The sequence below is a fragment of the Luteimonas abyssi genome, from assembly GCF_001482195.1.
GTDB classification, from domain to species: Bacteria; Pseudomonadota; Gammaproteobacteria; order Xanthomonadales; family Xanthomonadaceae; genus Luteimonas; species Luteimonas abyssi.
The window spans coordinates 3,492,360-3,507,316 of sequence record NZ_KQ759763.1 but is presented as its reverse complement, the minus strand read 5'-3'; the positions used below and the strand labels follow the sequence as shown (position 1 = coordinate 3,507,316).

Annotated in this window: 12 protein-coding genes and 1 tRNA gene; 4 read left to right on the top strand and 9 right to left on the bottom strand. The window is 70.5% G+C overall.

The window, feature by feature from the left end:
• Nucleotides 1-90: 90 nt before the first annotated feature.
• From RG19_RS15110 to RG19_RS15100, 3 genes are all read right to left on the bottom strand, one after another.
• Nucleotides 91-2,724, bottom strand: coding sequence for a TonB-dependent receptor plug domain-containing protein (locus RG19_RS15110; protein ID WP_058835996.1), 2,634 nt, complete (start codon nt 2,722-2,724; stop codon nt 91-93).
• Between the two features lie 110 nt (nt 2,725-2,834).
• Nucleotides 2,835-4,223: a cell division protein ZapE gene (gene zapE, locus RG19_RS18445; RefSeq protein WP_082672709.1), complete on the bottom strand. Its 1,389-nt coding sequence runs from the start codon at nt 4,221-4,223 to the stop codon at nt 2,835-2,837.
• 91 nt (nt 4,224-4,314) lie between these two features.
• The gene (locus RG19_RS15100; RefSeq protein WP_058835994.1) at nt 4,315-5,004 is read right to left on the bottom strand and encodes an alpha/beta hydrolase; all 690 of its coding nucleotides are present in this window, start codon (nt 5,002-5,004) and stop codon (nt 4,315-4,317) included.
• A gap of 122 nt (nt 5,005-5,126) precedes the next feature.
• Here RG19_RS15100 and RG19_RS15095 point away from each other — a divergent pair, with 122 nt between their 5' ends.
• Together RG19_RS15095 and RG19_RS15090 are read left to right on the top strand one after the other, a co-directional pair.
• On the top strand, nt 5,127-6,053 hold the full coding sequence (locus RG19_RS15095; protein ID WP_058835993.1) for an NAD(P)/FAD-dependent oxidoreductase: 927 nt from the start codon (nt 5,127-5,129) through the stop codon (nt 6,051-6,053).
• An 89-nt stretch (nt 6,054-6,142) separates the two neighbouring features.
• Entirely contained in the window at nt 6,143-6,592 is a 450-nt protein-coding gene (locus RG19_RS15090) for an Rrf2 family transcriptional regulator (protein ID WP_058836660.1), read from the top strand.
• 279 nt (nt 6,593-6,871) lie between these two features.
• Here the strand turns inward: RG19_RS15090 and RG19_RS15085 are convergent, their stop codons facing one another.
• The 3 genes from RG19_RS15085 to RG19_RS15075 all read right to left on the bottom strand — a co-directional run bounded on the left by RG19_RS15085 (nt 6,872) and on the right by RG19_RS15075 (nt 9,497).
• Nucleotides 6,872-8,647: an ExeM/NucH family extracellular endonuclease gene (locus tag RG19_RS15085; RefSeq protein WP_058835992.1), complete on the bottom strand. Its 1,776-nt coding sequence runs from the start codon at nt 8,645-8,647 to the stop codon at nt 6,872-6,874.
• An 82-nt stretch (nt 8,648-8,729) separates the two neighbouring features.
• The gene (locus tag RG19_RS15080) at nt 8,730-9,245 is read right to left on the bottom strand and encodes a c-type cytochrome (RefSeq protein ID WP_058835991.1); all 516 of its coding nucleotides are present in this window, start codon (nt 9,243-9,245) and stop codon (nt 8,730-8,732) included.
• Between the two features lie 175 nt (nt 9,246-9,420).
• Nucleotides 9,421-9,497: transfer RNA gene (locus RG19_RS15075), tRNA-Arg, on the bottom strand.
• A 127-nt stretch (nt 9,498-9,624) separates the two neighbouring features.
• Here RG19_RS15075 and ubiA point away from each other — a divergent pair.
• Nucleotides 9,625-10,548 carry a 4-hydroxybenzoate octaprenyltransferase gene (ubiA, locus tag RG19_RS15070; protein ID WP_425599710.1) on the top strand — a complete coding sequence of 308 codons (924 nt, stop codon included), beginning with the start codon at nt 9,625-9,627 and terminating at the stop codon, nt 10,546-10,548.
• A 147-nt stretch (nt 10,549-10,695) separates the two neighbouring features.
• On the opposite strand, the gene RG19_RS15065 is transcribed toward ubiA, so the two are convergent.
• From RG19_RS15065 to RG19_RS15055, 3 genes are all read right to left on the bottom strand, one after another.
• Nucleotides 10,696-11,418: a ComF family protein gene (locus tag RG19_RS15065; protein WP_058835990.1), complete on the bottom strand. Its 723-nt coding sequence runs from the start codon at nt 11,416-11,418 to the stop codon at nt 10,696-10,698.
• An 82-nt stretch (nt 11,419-11,500) separates the two neighbouring features.
• Nucleotides 11,501-13,702, bottom strand: coding sequence for a polysaccharide biosynthesis tyrosine autokinase (locus tag RG19_RS15060; protein ID WP_058836658.1), 2,202 nt, complete (start codon nt 13,700-13,702; stop codon nt 11,501-11,503).
• Nucleotides 13,702-14,187 (bottom strand): low molecular weight protein-tyrosine-phosphatase, encoded by a 486-nt coding sequence (locus RG19_RS15055; RefSeq protein WP_058836657.1) that lies wholly within the window; start codon nt 14,185-14,187, stop codon nt 13,702-13,704. Before RG19_RS15055 ends, RG19_RS15060 begins: the two co-directional genes overlap by 1 nt.
• A 332-nt stretch (nt 14,188-14,519) precedes the next feature.
• Here RG19_RS15055 and RG19_RS15050 point away from each other — a divergent pair, with 332 nt between their 5' ends.
• Entirely contained in the window at nt 14,520-14,879 is a 360-nt protein-coding gene (locus tag RG19_RS15050; RefSeq protein ID WP_058835989.1) for a hypothetical protein, read from the top strand.
• Nucleotides 14,880-14,957: the final 78 nt, after the last annotated feature.

Sequence of the window (14,957 nt, the reverse complement as noted above, 5' to 3'; positions counted from 1 at the left end):
GACGTGGGCATTGCGTGACCTGTGTGGTGGCCGGCCCGCGGCCCGGCACGGCACGACGTGCCGGGTCGGACCGCCGCCGGCGGCGGTGGCTCAGAAGCGGTAGTCGAAGCCGACCTGGACGTAGCGGCCGCGCAGGTCGTACTGGGTGAAGTCGTACGGTGCGCGCACGCCCGGGAACGACGCATCGTGCGGGGGGGTCTCGTCGAGCACGTTGTCGACCTTGGCGTACAGGGTCAGGCGTTCGATGCCGGACCAGCCCAGGTAGAGGTCGAACTGGTCGTGGCTGTCCACGCGCGATTGCACCGCGCTCGCCGCGGTGCTCGCGCGCTGGTCGTAGCCGCCGGTGCGGTACCAGGTCAGCGCGGTCTCGATATCGCCGATCGTCCAGCCCAGCCGGGTGGTGGCCTTGTTGCGTGGCAGCGAGGGGCCGAGGTTGCTGCCGGCATAGTCCACCAGCAGGCCGCCGACCGTGGTCGGGCGCCGGTACTCGAGCACGTGGGTGAACACGCTGGAGAGGTCGAAGTCGCCCAGCGTGGCGGTCCGCCAGCGCTGGCCGAGTTCCACGTCCAGCCCCGACGTCGTGAGTTCGCTGAGATTCTGGTAGCGGTTGTTGATCGCCACCAGCGTGCCGCGGTCGTTGCGGATGACCACGGTGGGGTCGTTTTCCCGCACGAGCGTGGCGGTGTTGTTGGTGCCGATCAGGTTGTCGAGCTCGATCCGGTACCAGTCCACCGACAGGCTGGTGTCGGCCCACGGCGACAGCACCACGCCCAGGTTGTAGCTGCGGGTGCGTTCGGGATCGAGATCGGCGTTGCCGAGGGTGAAGAAGGTGGGGCTCTGCTGGGAGCCGGGAACATCCGGGTCGTAGGGGTCGATGACCGAGCCGTAGGAAATGTTGGTCGAGGCCGAGTTCTCCGACAGCGAGGGCGCACGGAACCCGCGCGACGCCGACGCACGCACCAGCAGCGTGTCCAGCGCCTGCCAGCGCAGCCCGGCCTTGGGCGAGAACGCGCTGCCGAAGTCGCTGTAGCGGTCGCCGCGGCCGGCCAGCTGCAGTTCCAGGCGCTCGACGATCGGCACGTTGAATTCCGCGTACACCGCGGCCACGTCGCGGTCGCCGTCCACCGCGGCGATCGCCGGGCGGATCTGCAGGCCGGCATCGATCTGCCAGGGATTGCGCGAGACCAGCGACTCGTGGCGCGCCTCGACGCCGGCGGCGAAGCCGACCGGGCCGGCGGGCAGCTCGAACAGGTCACCGGTGAGCTTGAAGTCGATCCCGTGCAGGCTGGAATCGGCCCGGCGTACCGTGCCCAGGCGGATCGCGTCGAGCACCGCCTGCGGGGTCTCGCCAGGCGCATGCAGGTTCAGACTGCCGTCGGCCAGCGCATCGGCCAGCGTCCAGCGGTTGGCGAAGCCGGCCGAGACCGTTTCTTCCTCGCTGCTGCGGGCGAAGAACGTGGCCAGCTCCCAATCGAAGCGTTCGCCGCGGCCGCGTGCGCCGCCGAGGATGCGGAACGCTTCGGAGCGGTTGGTCTTGAGCGACTGCCCGAGGTCGAAGAACGTGTATTCCAGCGGGACATCGACGCCGTACGGGTTGTAGGGATTTCCGGCCGGCAGCAGGTTCGACACCGGCTCGGCCAGCCCGCTGTTGGGATTCAGCGCGAAGCGCCCGCCTTCCAGGGTGAAGTAGGGACTGGAGCCGAAGATCGACGCGCTGTGGATACGGCTCAGGCGCGCCTCGCCGAACAGCTCGGTGTTTTCGGTGAGCTTGACCGTGGCGCCCAGGAAGCCCTGGTAGCGCTCGGTGGAGGGAATCAGCGTGGTGTACGGCGCGAGGTTGATCGCGCAGGTGTCGCCGGGCAGACCGTCGATCGGCGCGCTCGGAACCAGCGCCATGCCGTCCGGGCAGTTGCCGGCATCGTCGAGCAGCGGCACCGAGGTGCCGTCGACGAGGAAGCGTGCGCCGCGGGCGCTCCAGCCGTTCCAGCGGCCGCCGGGCAGGCCCTCGTAGATGCCGGAACGGGTGAGGTCGCGCTGATCCTGGTCGAGCCGGTTGCGCTGGTAGGCCTCCAGCGCGAACACCAGGTTGAAGCCGTCGGCGTCGAGATCGCCGACGCCGCCGACGACGTGGGCGCGGCTGGTGTCCAGCCCGCCTTCGTCGGAACTGCCGTGGCTGGCCCCGACCTCGAAGCCCTGGTAATCGCGGCGGGTGATGATGTTGACCACGCCGGCGATGGCGTCGGAGCCGTACACCGCAGAGGCGCCGTCCTTGAGCACTTCGATCCGCTCCACCGCCACCAGCGGCAACGCGTTCAGATCGACGAAGGTGTCCGACAGGCCGTTGGCCGGGAATCCGTAGTTGGCGACGCGGCGACCGTTGAGCAGCACCAGCGTGTTCTTCTGCGACAGCCCGCGCAGGCCGATACCGGCCGAACCCGAGGCCCAGCCGCTGTTGCTGGTCTCGTTGGCGGCGTTGCCGGTGTTGGCGGAGATGCCGCGCAGCGCGTCGGCGACGGTGACCTTGCCGGACGTTTCGAGGATCTCGCGGCTGATCACCTGGACGGGGTTGCCGCCCTCGGCCTCGGCGCGACGGATGTTGGAGCCGGTGACGGTGACGGTATTGAGGGTCCGGGCCTCATCGCCGGCGGGCGTCTGGGCCAAGCCGGAGACGGGAGCGCCGAGCGCCGCGAGAACGGCCAGGGCGACGAGGGAACGCTGGGGCATCGTGCTGCACCGCAAAAAATGAACGGGCAGGCGAGTGAGCCACGGCACACAATGGTTAAAAAATGGTGATTCGGACTGACGACATTCCATGGCGGAATGTCGGATCGGGATCAGGGCCGGTGCGGCCGGCCCAGGTACTCCTCGTTGCGCATCTCGATCAGGCGCGAGGCGGTGCGCTCGAAGGTCGCGGCCAGCCGCTCGCCGCTGTAGAGCGACGGCGGTTCGGCGGCGGCGGTGCAGACCAGGTTGACGTGGCGGTCGTAGAGCTCGTCGACCAGGGTGACGAAGCGCCGGGCGGCGTCGTCGCGAGTGGCGTCGAGAACCGGCACGCCGCCGACCAGGACGCTCTGGAATTCGCGCGCGACGTCGATGTAGTCGGCGGCACCGCGCGGGCCCTCGCAGATCGCATCGAAGTCGAACCACACCATGCCGGTGTCGCGGGCGCGCACCGGGATGCGGCGTCCGTCGACGACGATGCCGCAATCGCGATGGCGCGTGCCGCCGCCCAGGGCGCGCCAGCGCGTCTCCAGCCACGCGTCGGATTCGGCGTCGAGCGGAGTGCGGTACACCGGCGACCGAGTGAGCGCACGCAGCCGGTAGTCGGTATCGCTGACCATCTCGCGCACATGGCAGTGGCGTTCGAGCAGGTCGATCGCCGGCAGAAAGCGCGCGCGCTGCAGGCCGTCGCGATACAGCCCGGACGGCTCGATGTTCGAGGTGGTCACCAGCACGATGCCTTCGGCGAACATGCGGTCGAGCAGACGCGCCAGCAGCATCGCGTCACCGATGTCGGTGACGAAGAACTCGTCGAGCACCAGCACGCGCAGATCGCGCGCATGCCAGTCGCGGACCACCGCGGCCAGCGGGTCGCGCTCGCCGCTGTGGGCGCGCAGCCCCTCGTGCACAACGCGCATGAAGCGGTGGAAATGGGTGCGGCGCTTGCGACCCAGCGCGGGGTCGGGTGTGGGCAGGCCGGATGGCCGCCCGGACGACGCTCCCGGAGCGTCGTCCGACGATGTGCCTTCTCCCGCATGCGGGAGAAGGTGCCCCGAAGGGGCGGATGAGGGCGCTCCGGCTTGCGGCATGTTTTCCGTGGCCGCAGACGATTCCGTAGCTGCAGACGACGCGGTATCCGAGACTCCTTCGCCCTCACCCCACCGTTCGCGTTGCGAACGGTCCCCCCCTCTCCCGCCAGGCGGGAGAGGGACGCCGGGCGCAGCTGCGGTGCGGAGCTCTTCGAGGGGCAGGCCGTCGGCGAACAGGTCGATCAGGAACGTCTTGCCGCGGCCGACGCCCCCCCACAGGTAGAGACCGGGAATCGATTCCGGCGTCGTCCCGCCGAACAGGCGACGGATCGCCCCGGCTTTCGGTGGCGGCGTGCACAGGGCGGCATGCAGGCGGTCGAGCTCGGGCAGGACCGCGCGCTGCGCAGGATCTTCCTGCAGCGTGCCGTCGGCGATGCCGGCCTCGTAGCGTTGCGACGGGGTGGGCGCGCTCATCGGGTGCGACGGACGACGGCGACGAGGGTGCGTCCACGGGTCACGGTGCGGACGTGCGGCCGCGGGGTGCGCGGCGCTCCTGCATGACGGGTCATGCCGCAGGCGTTTCCGGCGGCAGGTGGTCGCGCACGCCGTGCTTGATCGCGCCGCGCAGGTCCATCAGCTTGCGGTGGAAGAAGTGGCTGGTGTCGGGCATCCGGACCAGTTCCACGTCGGCTTCACGCGTTTCCAGGAAGTCGTAGACCGCCTGCGGCGACACGATTTCGTCGGCCTCGCCCTGGATGACCAGCCAGGGACAGGTCGGCAATTCGATCGCATCGAAATCCCAGCGGCCGGCCGGCGGCGCGATCGAGATCAGCATGCCGGGCGCCAGCTCGGCCGCGGCGCGCAGGCTGACGTAGGCGCCGAAACTGAAACCGGCCAGCCACACCGTGGCGTCGGGTCGTTGCGCGCGGACCCAGGCCACCACGGCGCGCAGGTCGTCCAGCTCGCCCTCGCCCTGGTCGAACTCGCCTTCCGACGCGCCGGTGCCACGGAAGTTGAAGCGCACCGCGGTGGCGCCCAGCTCGCGCAGCGAACGCGCGGCCATGGTCACCACCTTGTTGTGCATGGTGCCGCCCTCGGTGGGCAGGGGATGGCAGATCACCGCGATCAAGGGGCGGGCGGGCACGTCGTCGTCGGGCGGATCGACTGCCACTTCCAGCGCGCCGGCAGGGCCGGGCAGGGTGAGCGTGGCGCCGACGGTGGGGAACTCCACGGCATTGGCATCGGGCGTATTCATGTGCCGATGATACCGAGCGTGGTGTCCGTGTCCCGTCATCGCCCATCAAGAAACAATTGAAGTTGCAAAATAGATGGACGAGCGCCATCATCGGATGCCAATCGTGTCGTGGGAGCGGTCAGATGGGTGCCGGAGCCGAAACAGAAGCCGAAACAGAAGTGATCGTGATCGGTGGCAGTTACGCCGGGCTGGCCGCGGCGCTGACGCTGGCGCGTGCGCGTCGGCGGGTGCTGGTGGTGGATGCGGGCGAGCGGCGCAACCGATTCGCGGCGTCCTCGCATGGATTCCTGACCCGCGACGGCGACACCCCGGCGGCGATCGCCGGGATCGCGCGGGAGCAGGTGCTGGCCTACGACACCGTGTCCTGGCACGAGGGCCGGGTGGAGGCGGCGGCGGTGGACGGGGCCGGCTTCGTCGTGACCGGCGCGTCGGGCGCGCGCTGGCGCGGTGAGCGCCTGATCCTGGCGACGGGCGTGGTGGACCGGCTGCCGGAGATTCCCGGCCTCGCCGCGCGTTGGGGGCGGACGGTGTTCCACTGCCCCTACTGCCACGGCTACGAACTCGACCGACGCGCCATCGCGGTGCTGGCGACCTCCGAGCTCGCGCTCCACCAGGCGCTGATGCTGCCCGACTGGGGGCCGACCACGCTGCTGCTCAACGGCGCGTTCGAACCCGATGCGGCGCAGCGCGCCCAGCTCGACCGGCGCGGGGTGACGGTGGAAACCCGCCGGGTGACCGGCATCGACGGCGAGGCCGACGTGCAGTTGGCCGACGGCTCACGGCTGCGGTTCGCAGGCTTGTTCGTCGCGCCGCACACCACCATCGCCGCGGCGTTGGTCGCGGGACTGGGCTGCGCGGTCGAGCACGCCCCGCATGGTGCGTGGATCCAGGTCGACGAGCGCCGTGCGACCACCGTACCGGGGGTGTTCGCCTGCGGTGATGTCGCGCGTGCGTTCGGCTCGGTCACCCTCGCGGTGGCCGACGGCGCGATGGCGGCCTTCGGTGCGCATGCCTCGCTGATCCACGCGCGCAGCGCCGTCGCGGCCTGACGGACCGACCGCAGACCTGCCCGAACCGGGCCGGGCAAGTGCGCCCGTGCGAGACTGCGGACCCCTTCCGGCCCGTGCCGCGCGATGCGATGAGAACCGACAGCCGACTCTCCCGGGTGCTGCACGTGCTGCTGCACATGGCCGACGCGCCCGGCCCGCTCACGTCCGAGCAGATCGCCCGCATGCTCGATACCCACGCGGTGGTCGTGCGCAGGACGCTGGGCGGACTGCGCGATGCGGGCTACGTGCGTTCGGACAAGGGGCACGGCGGCGGCTGGACGCTGGCCTGCGATCTCGACGCGGTGACGCTGCTCGACGTGCATCGCGCGCTGGGCGGCCCACGCATCCATGCCATCGGCAACGAGCGCGACAACCCGCAGTGCGCGGTGGAGCGCGTGGTCAATGCGGCCATCGACGATGCGCTGCGTGACGCCGAGGCATTGCTGGCGGCGCGGTTCGCCGAGGTCAGCCTGGGCGATCTGGCACGTGCATTCGCGGTGGTGTGCAAGTCGCACGCGGATCTGCAGACACACGAGTGATCCTGCCGCGTGCTAGGGGGCGGGGATGTCGTCGGGACGCCGTGTCCGGGCGGCCGGGTGTCGCTTCTCCCTCGGTCAGGACATCCTGTCCCGACTCGGGCGCGCGCCATCCCTGGCGCGCTGGTCGCGACACCCGGCCACCCGGACACGGCTCGCCTCGATGGTGTTCTCGGCGCTTCGGTTGCCTAGAGCAGGTCGAGTCGTGATTGCGAATGACCGACGCGGTGTCGCGGTGGGGCTCTGCGCGTCGCCCGCCGCCGCAAGCGCGACGGGTCGGCCTCAGTGCGGGGGTGCGAGGTGGAAGCCGAGCAACAGCGGGTCGTGGTCGGAACTGCGCCACACGTGCCGGGACGCGTCGTCGCGGTAGCCGAGCGACGACGGCTCGTCGGCATTGGCGTGCCACAGTGCGGCGCCGGCCAGGCGTGCGGCCAGTGCCGGGCTGAGCAATGCGTGATCGAGACGCCCCGCCTGACCATTGAACACGTAGCTGTAGGGCCGCTCGATGCCGGCCTCGGCGAACGCATCGCGCCAGCCGGCCGCGCGCAGCAGGCGCAGCGGGTCTTCCATCGCATAGGCGTTGAGGTCGCCCAGCAGTGCGGTCAGCCCGCTGCCGGCACCGGTGGGATCGCTGGCCAGCCAGGCATCGAGGCGGCGCGCGGCTTCGGTGCGGTGGGCGTTCCAGCACGCCTGGCCGTCGCCCTGGTCGGCGTCAGCGCCCCGGGCCTCGCCGCAGCCCTTGGACTTGAAGTGATTGGCGACCACGACCAGCGCCGGGCCGCCGGAGACCGGCACGAATGCCTGAGCGAGCGGCACCCGGCTGCCGGCGCCGAACGGCGCTTCGGTCAACGTCGCCGGCGCGCCGTGGGCGCGGACGCGGTCGGCGCGGTAGATCAGCGCGACGCGGATCGCGTCGCCGCCGCTGTGGTCGCCCGCGGCGACGAACCGCCAGCGCGTACCGTCGGTGGCGAGGGCATCGACCAGCGCGGCCAGCGCGGATTCGGGTCCGTCGCCGTCGTTCTCGAGCTCCATCAGCGCCACGATGTCGGGATCCAGCGCGCGCAGGGTCGCGACGTGGCGGGCGAGCTGGGTCGCGTATTCCTCCGGCGTGCGCGCGCCGCGCGCGGTGGGGAAACCGCCGCCGTGGCCGTCGCCGTTGAACAGGTTCTCCAGATTGAGCGCCGCCACCCGCACGTCGCCCGGCACCTGCGGAGGATCCGGGCGCGCGGCGACGCCGACGCGCAGCGGTGCGGTGAGCTGCAGCCGCACATCGCCCCAGCGCACATCGACGATGCCTTCCACATCGGACACGGGACTGCCGCTGCGCGGCGCCTGGTGATCGTCGGGGAGATACCAGACCCGGCGTGCGGTGTCCGCGCGCGCATCGTCCAGGCGCAGCAGCCGGCGCGCATTGTCGTCGGCGACGGTGCGCGCTCCGGGACCGGGCGCGGCGATCTCGGTGGGCGTGTACAGGCGATCGCCGAAGCTCGCCATCAACACGCCGCGCCGGGCCAGCTCGTGATGCCCGGTGAGGGTCATGGGGGCGTCGATCCGCACGCGCATGCCTTCGTAGACGGTCCAGTCGTCCGGCGGCGCATCCAGGACCACCGGTGCCGGCAGCGGTGCACGGTCGAGCGTCCGCACGCGCTCGGGCACCAGCGCGGTGAGCGTCGGGGCGCCGGGCTCGCCGTGTTCGACCACGCGGCCGTGCACGCGTACCCGCGTGCCCTGGCGGGGTGCATCCGCGGTGTCGTCGAGCACGAACAGTGCATCCGACGTGGCGGGATCGCCGTCGCCGCCGTCCTGCACGAACCAGCCGCCCAGATGGCGCGAGAACGCGCCGGTCACCACGCCTTCGACGGCCACCGTGCGCCCTTCCAGCGGGCTACGGGCATCCGGGCCCTGGACTTCGCCGATGGCGATCACGTCGGCGGAGCCGGCCGGCCCGGCGGGTGCGACCGTGCCCACCCCGCAGCCGCCCAGGCTCAAGCCCAGGGCGAGGGCGATCGACGGAGCGACGGGAGAACGAACGGATGTGGCAGGGCGGGGCGTCGGCATGTGGGGGTCCGATGGCGCGGTTGCGTGGGCCGGACATGCGAACGCCGCCTTGCGGCGGCGTCGTGGGCGGATGCGGTCGGGCTTACTGGAGGTTCTCGATCATCCAGTCGACAGAGGCGATCACCTGCTCGTCGGTCAGCGCCGGGTTGCCGCCGCGCGCGGGCATCAGGCCGGCCGCGCCGCTGAAGCCTTCGATCGCGTGCCGGTGCAAGGTGTCTTCGCCCTGGGCCAGGCGTGCGGCCCACTGCGCGCGCGCCAGCGTCGGCGCACCGCCCGCACCGCTGGTGTGGCAGCCGGCGCAGAGGTTCTGGTAGATGACGCTGCCGTCCAGGGTGCCGCCGTAGGCGACCTGCGAACGGGCGGCGGCTTCGGCCGCGGCGGTTGCAGCGGCCGAAGCCGCCGCACCGGTCGAGCCGGCATATACCTCGCCGGCCGGCGCGATGCGGTCGACGCGCTGCTGCACGACCGCGTCGGGCACTTCGGCCGGAATCGAACGATGCAGCCAGGCGGCCAGTCCGATGAGGCCCGCAGTGACCAGCATCAGGAACAGGATCACCAGCGAGAATTTTTTCAGGAAGTCGAGGTCGTAGTTACGCACGCAAACACCCTGTGGCACGTGGCCTGCGGCCACAGCTAACGGCGGAGTATAAGAGCAAGCCGCCGAACCGGCGACCCGCCGTGCTGCTCCCTGCCGGAGGCCGTCGACCCGCCCCTGGCGTTTCCCCTTGAAGCGACTGCTGGTTGAAGCTACTGCTGGAACTATCGCGAAAAACTGGCGCGCCTGGAGGGATTCGAACCCCCGACCAACGGCTTCGGAAGCCGCTACTCTATCCGGCTGAGCTACAGGCGCGTAGCGGGCTATTGTCCATGATCCGGGCGTTTGGTGCGAGCCCGTGTGCGACGCGCCGTGCAGCGTCGCGTCGGCACTGCCGTCGATGCCGCCCGTCGCGCCCCGCTTCCCGCAGGATCCAGCCGTCTTGACCGTCGACACATCCCCCGCCGCCCAGCGTCCCGCAATCGATCCGGCGCCCGCGCCGCTGCACTGGCGCGAGCGCCTGCGCGAGTACGCCCGGCTCACCCGCGCGGATCGGCCGATCGGCTGGCTGCTGTTGCTGTGGCCGACGTGGTGGGCGTTGTGGCTGGCGTCGGACGGGATGCCCGCCCCGTGGGTGCTGTTCGTGTTCACCGCAGGCGTCTGGCTGACGCGCGCGGCCGGTTGCGTCATCAACGATTACGCCGACCGCTGGCTCGATCCGCACGTCGAGCGCACCCGCGACCGCCCGCTCGCCAGCGGCCGGGTGTCCGGGCGCGAGGCGTTGTGGCTGTTCGTGGTGCTGATGCTGGCGGCATTCGCGCTGGTGCTCACGATGAACCGGCTGACCGTGCTGCTGAGCGTGGTCGGTGCGCTGCTGGCCGCGTCGTATCCCTATCTCAAGCGCTATACCCACCTGCCGCAGGTCTATCTCGGGCTCGCGTTCGGCTGGGGGATCCCGATGGCGTTCGCGGCGATCCAGGGCCACGTGCCGGCGATCGCCTGGGTGTTGTATGCCGCCAACATCCTGTGGGCGACCGCCTACGACACCTGGTACGCGATGGTGGACCGCGAAGACGATCTGCGCGCCGGCTCGAAGTCCACCGCCATCCTGTTCGGCCGCCACGATCTGCTGATCCAGGGCGTGCTGTACGCGGCGATGCTGGCGTGTCTGGCGCTGGTGGGGCATCTCGCCGCGCTCGGCCCGGCGTACTGGCTCGGTTGGGCGGTGGCGGCCATGCTGGTGGCGTGGGAGTTCGTGCTCACCCGGCATCGCGATCGAGAGGCCTGTTTCCGCGCGTTCCTGCACAACCACTGGGTGGGCATGGCGGTCTTCGCCGGCCTGGCACTGGCGCTCGCACTGGACTGAGGCGCGGCGGGCCATCCACGCCGCTGCGTGTCGGTGTCCGTGGGGGATGGCCCGAACGCTCCCGGTGCCGTGCCCGATGTCGCTTCCGATGCCGGGATCGCCGCGCACGCGACGCGATGCGAGGCGACGGGCGTGTCGGGCCGTCGATCAGGGCACCCGGGCGCACAGCCAGGCATCCACACGCCCGACGCCGGCGCGGCGCAGCGCATGCGCGGCGGCATGCAGCGTGGCCCCGGTGGTCATGACATCGTCGACCAGCGCCACGTGTCCCGGCATGTGTGCGCTGGCGACCGCCACGAACGCGCCGCGGAGATTGCCCCGTCGATGCGCACGATCGAGCGCCGATTGCGCGCGGGTGTCGCGCAGGCGACGCAGCAGATCGGTTCGCAGCGGGACATCCAGCCGTCGCGCCAGGGGCTTGGCCAGTTCCAGCGCCTGGTCGTAGCCGCGAGTGCGCAGGCGGTTGGCATGCAGCGGAACCGGTACGAGCGCCTCGGGCCGCGGCGCATCGGCGCACGCGGCCGCCATCCAGTCCGCCAGCAGCCGCCCGCAGGCGAGATCGCGATGGAATTTGAAACGTGGCAGCAACCGGTCGATGGGAAAGCCGTAAGCGAAGGCGGCGTGGATCCGCTCGAGGGGCGGCGGCCGTCGCCGACAGGCGCCGCAACAGAGATCGACGCCGGCGCTCGGCAACGGCAGCGCGCAGGACCTGCAGGCCGGTCCCTGCCAGGGCAGGCGCGCGGTGCAGGCTGGACACAGGCCGCTGTCGGCGGCCACCGCTTCCCGGCAGACCGGACATCGCGCGGGAAACAACCACTGAGCGGCGTGCCGGAGGAGGTCCCGGTATCGGGTGGCCTTCGAGTCGGTCATGACCGCAGCGTGCGGCCCGCATGCGATCCGTGCTGTCGGGAAACACCCCGCCCGTGGGTCGTGTTTGGCCGTCCGGTGCGGGTCAGCCCGTGCTCGATGTGTACTCGTAGTAGCCGTAACTGTGGTAGCCCGCCGAGCGTCGCTCCACCGCGTTGAAGATCGCGCCCTTGAGGTGCACGCCGTTCTGCTCGAAGCGCTTCATGGTCAGCTGCACTTCCTTGGGCTGGTTCATGCCGAAGCGGGTGACCAGCAGATTGGTGCCGGCATGGCGGGCGACGATGCCGGCATCGGTCACCGCGAGGATCGGCGGGGTATCGATCACCACCAGGTCGTATCGAGGCGCCAACGTCTCTAGCAGTTTGGTGAAGCGGGGGTGCATCAGCAGTTCCGATGGGTTCGGCGGGGTGGCGCCGCGCACCAGGTAATGCAGGTTCTCCAGGCCGGACAGGGCGTGGATGGCGTCGTCGGCGGCGATCTTGCCGGCCAGCACGTCGGACAGGCCATCGGTCGGCGACACGCCGAGCAGCTTGTGCAATGCGCCCTTGCGCAGATCGCCGTCGATCACCAGCACGCGCTGGTCGGCCTGGGCGATCGCCGCGGCCAGGTTGGCGGTCACGAAGGTCTTGCCGACCTCGGGCCGCGAACCGCAGACGGTGAGGATGTTGTTCTTGGCGTCGAGCATCGCGAAGTGCAGGCTGGTGCGCAGGCTGCGCAGCGCTTCCACCGCGAGGTCGGCCGGGTTGTTGAGCGCCAGCAGGTGCTGGCGGCCGTCGCCGCGCCGTTGCTTGCGCAGTTCGGCCAGATCCTTGGCGTCGCTGAGCGGGATCGCCGCGTACACCGGCAGGCCGAGCTCCTCGATCTGCGCCGGATCCTCGATGCCGGGATTGAGGATGCGCTGCAGGAACACGACGCCGACGGCGATGAAGCCGCCGAATGCGGTGGCGATGAGCAGGATCAGCGCTTTGCGCGGCTTGACCGGCGTCGAGCCGACCACGGCCGGGTCGATCACGCGGACGTTGCCGACGGTGCCGGCGCGGGCGACGTCGAGCTGCTGCGCCTGGTTGAGCAGTTCTGTGTACAGCGCATCGCTCACGCGCAGGTCGCGGGTCAGTCGCAGCAGTTCCTGCTGGGTGTCGGGCAGTTCGCCGACCTGGCGCTGGAACCCCTGCTTGCGCGCTTCGAGTTCGTCGATCTGGCGCAGCAGCGCACGATAGGCGGGATGCGCGCGGGTGAAGCTGCGATCCATCTCCACCTGCCTCAACCGCAGCTGCTGGATCGAGCTCTCCACCGCGACTTCCTGGTCGAGCAGCCCCTTGGTCTGCATGTTGATGTCGACCGAATTGGCGCTGGTCTGGTAGGCGTTGAGCGCGTCCTGTGCGGCGTCCACCTGGCGGCGCACGCCCGGCAGCTGTTCGCGTACGAACTCCAGCTGCGAGGAGGCCTGCGCCGAGTTGCGTTCCACGTTCTGGCGCACGTAGGCGTCGGCCACGTGCTGCAGGAAGGTCTGCGCGAATCCCGGGTCCTCGTGTTCGTAGAGCAACTGCAGGATGCCGGAGGCGCGGCCCATCTCGACCACGTTCACCTGGCCTTGCAGCGGCGCGATCACCGCCAGCCGGCTGCGCTTGCGCACGCTGAAGCGCGTGCCCGGATGGGCATGCAGGGTTTCGACCGCGAGCATCGTCTCGCCCTCGCGTGCGGTCTCGCCGACGCGGCCGTTGAGCAGCAGGCGGTCTTCGTCGTAGAGACCATAGGTGCCGTCGGCGCCGGCGATCAGGGTCAGCTCACGGCCGACCAGGGCGTCCGGCACCTCGAGCTGGAAGATCTCCAACCGCTCGCCGCCCCAGCCGTAGCGGCTGAGGCCGAAGCGGGGGGCGGCGACGTCGCCGGGCGTGGCCGGCCGGAAGCGGCGGGCGAGCAGATCGCCCAGCAGCGGCAGCCTGTGCGGCTCGACGGTCACGTCCAGTCCCAGCGCCTCGGCGGCGTTGCCGATCACCGTGCGCGAGGTGATCAGGGCGATCTCGGTGGTGGCGGTGGTGCTGGCGCCGCCCACACCGATCTCGGCCAGGTCGGGCATGCCGGGGAGCGACGGAATCCGCGCCTCCACCTGCACGATGGTGTTGGCGCGGTAGATGGGCGTGGCGACCATGACGTAGACGGCTGCCAACACCAGGAACGCGGCGGTGATACCGGCGATGAGCCACTTGCGATCGATCAGGACCCCGAGCAATTCGCGCAGATCGATCTCGTCGCTGCGCAGGGGGGCGTCGGCGGCTTCCTTGGTCATCATGGGGTGGCGTTCGCTCGCGGGGGGCGCGTGGCGCCGGAAGAGGGTGCGCGCAGGTAGGGCAACCAGGTGCTCACGCAGTCGTCGATCAGGCCGTAGACGTGTTCGAACGCCTCGCGTCGTTGCCGGTACGGGTCGGGAATTTCGAGATCGCCGCGCCACTTGCCGAGCAGGAACGTCCGGCCGCTGACCTCGGGATAGGGACGCACGATGCCTTCGGCATGGCTGCGCTCCATGACGAGGATCAGATCCGAAGCGGCCAGCAACGCGCGGTCGAGCTGCCGCGCGCGGTGCGCGTCGGCGTCGCCGCCATGCGCGCGCAGCACGTCGTGTGCGGTCGGATCGATCGGCTGTCCCACCAGCGCATGCAGGCCGGCGGATCCGATGTCCGGATCGTCACGTTCCAGGCGCCGCTGCAGAAGCGCGGCCGCGGTGGGGCTGCGACAGACATTGCCGACGCAGACGAACAAGATCCTGTGGAACACCCGACTCCCTTTGGCCACGCGTAGCGAGGCTCGTCTGGACAGAGCTAGCGATTCCGGATCCCTCCTGTGTGCGGTGCAGCATAACCGAACGCATCCACGTCGCGACCCTGCCGCGCGGGTGGACCGGCCGTGCTGGGACGGGGCGCAAATTTCTCCGCAACCGCACTTGAATCGATGTGGACGTCTTGGCGTTTTTGATACCGCGCTCACGTCGCGCGCCTTGACTGCCGTGCGCGCCATCCCCTAGCTTCGAAAGGCCCTTGGTGCAATGCAGCGTATCTGGGCTGCAACCCCGCATGCTCGGCCCCCCCACCCGTATGTGGAGATCCCCCATGAAGATTTCCGTTCCTCTGTTCGTCGGCGTCGCCGCTGTCGCGGCGTTCGTCCTCACCCCCCTCGCATTCGCCCAGACCGCCTCCCAGGCGCAACCGGCCCAGAACCCGGCGCAGGCCGAACCCGCCGTCGCGCCCAGCCAGGCCGGCATTCCCGCCGGTACCGCACAGGCGATCGGCAACGCCCAGCCCGCGGCGGATGGCACAGGTGCTGGCGTCGGTGCTGGTGTCGCCGCGGGTGCGGCCCTGATGGTCGGCGGCGGCGAGGATGCCGACGGCACCACCGGTACGACCGGGACCACGGGCACGACCGGCACTACAGGTACGACTGGCACTACAGGTACCACCGGGTCCAACTGACCCATCCAGCGCGCCGTGCCCGCCGTGGGGAGCGGGTGCGGACCTGTCGTCCCAGTCCGTTCGATCGGACCCTGCCCG

What these genes read in the sequence shown, in the direction of transcription:
- RG19_RS15085 (WP_058835992.1), bottom strand. Translation starts at nt 8,647, where the DNA reads ATGCCGACGCCCCGCCCTGCCACATCCGTTCGTTCTCCCGTCGCTCCG.
- RG19_RS15060 (WP_058836658.1), bottom strand. Translation starts at nt 13,702, where the DNA reads ATGACCAAGGAAGCCGCCGACGCCCCCCTGCGCAGCGACGAGATCGAT.
- RG19_RS15095 (WP_058835993.1), top strand. Translation starts at nt 5,127, where the DNA reads ATGGGTGCCGGAGCCGAAACAGAAGCCGAAACAGAAGTGATCGTGATC.
- RG19_RS15110 (WP_058835996.1), bottom strand. Translation starts at nt 2,724, where the DNA reads ATGCCCCAGCGTTCCCTCGTCGCCCTGGCCGTTCTCGCGGCGCTCGGC.
- RG19_RS15090 (WP_058836660.1), top strand. Translation starts at nt 6,143, where the DNA reads ATGAGAACCGACAGCCGACTCTCCCGGGTGCTGCACGTGCTGCTGCAC.
- zapE (WP_082672709.1), bottom strand. Translation starts at nt 4,223, where the DNA reads ATGAGCGCGCCCACCCCGTCGCAACGCTACGAGGCCGGCATCGCCGAC.
- RG19_RS15100 (WP_058835994.1), bottom strand. Translation starts at nt 5,004, where the DNA reads ATGAATACGCCCGATGCCAATGCCGTGGAGTTCCCCACCGTCGGCGCC.
- RG19_RS15050 (WP_058835989.1), top strand. Translation starts at nt 14,520, where the DNA reads ATGAAGATTTCCGTTCCTCTGTTCGTCGGCGTCGCCGCTGTCGCGGCG.
- RG19_RS15065 (WP_058835990.1), bottom strand. Translation starts at nt 11,418, where the DNA reads ATGACCGACTCGAAGGCCACCCGATACCGGGACCTCCTCCGGCACGCC.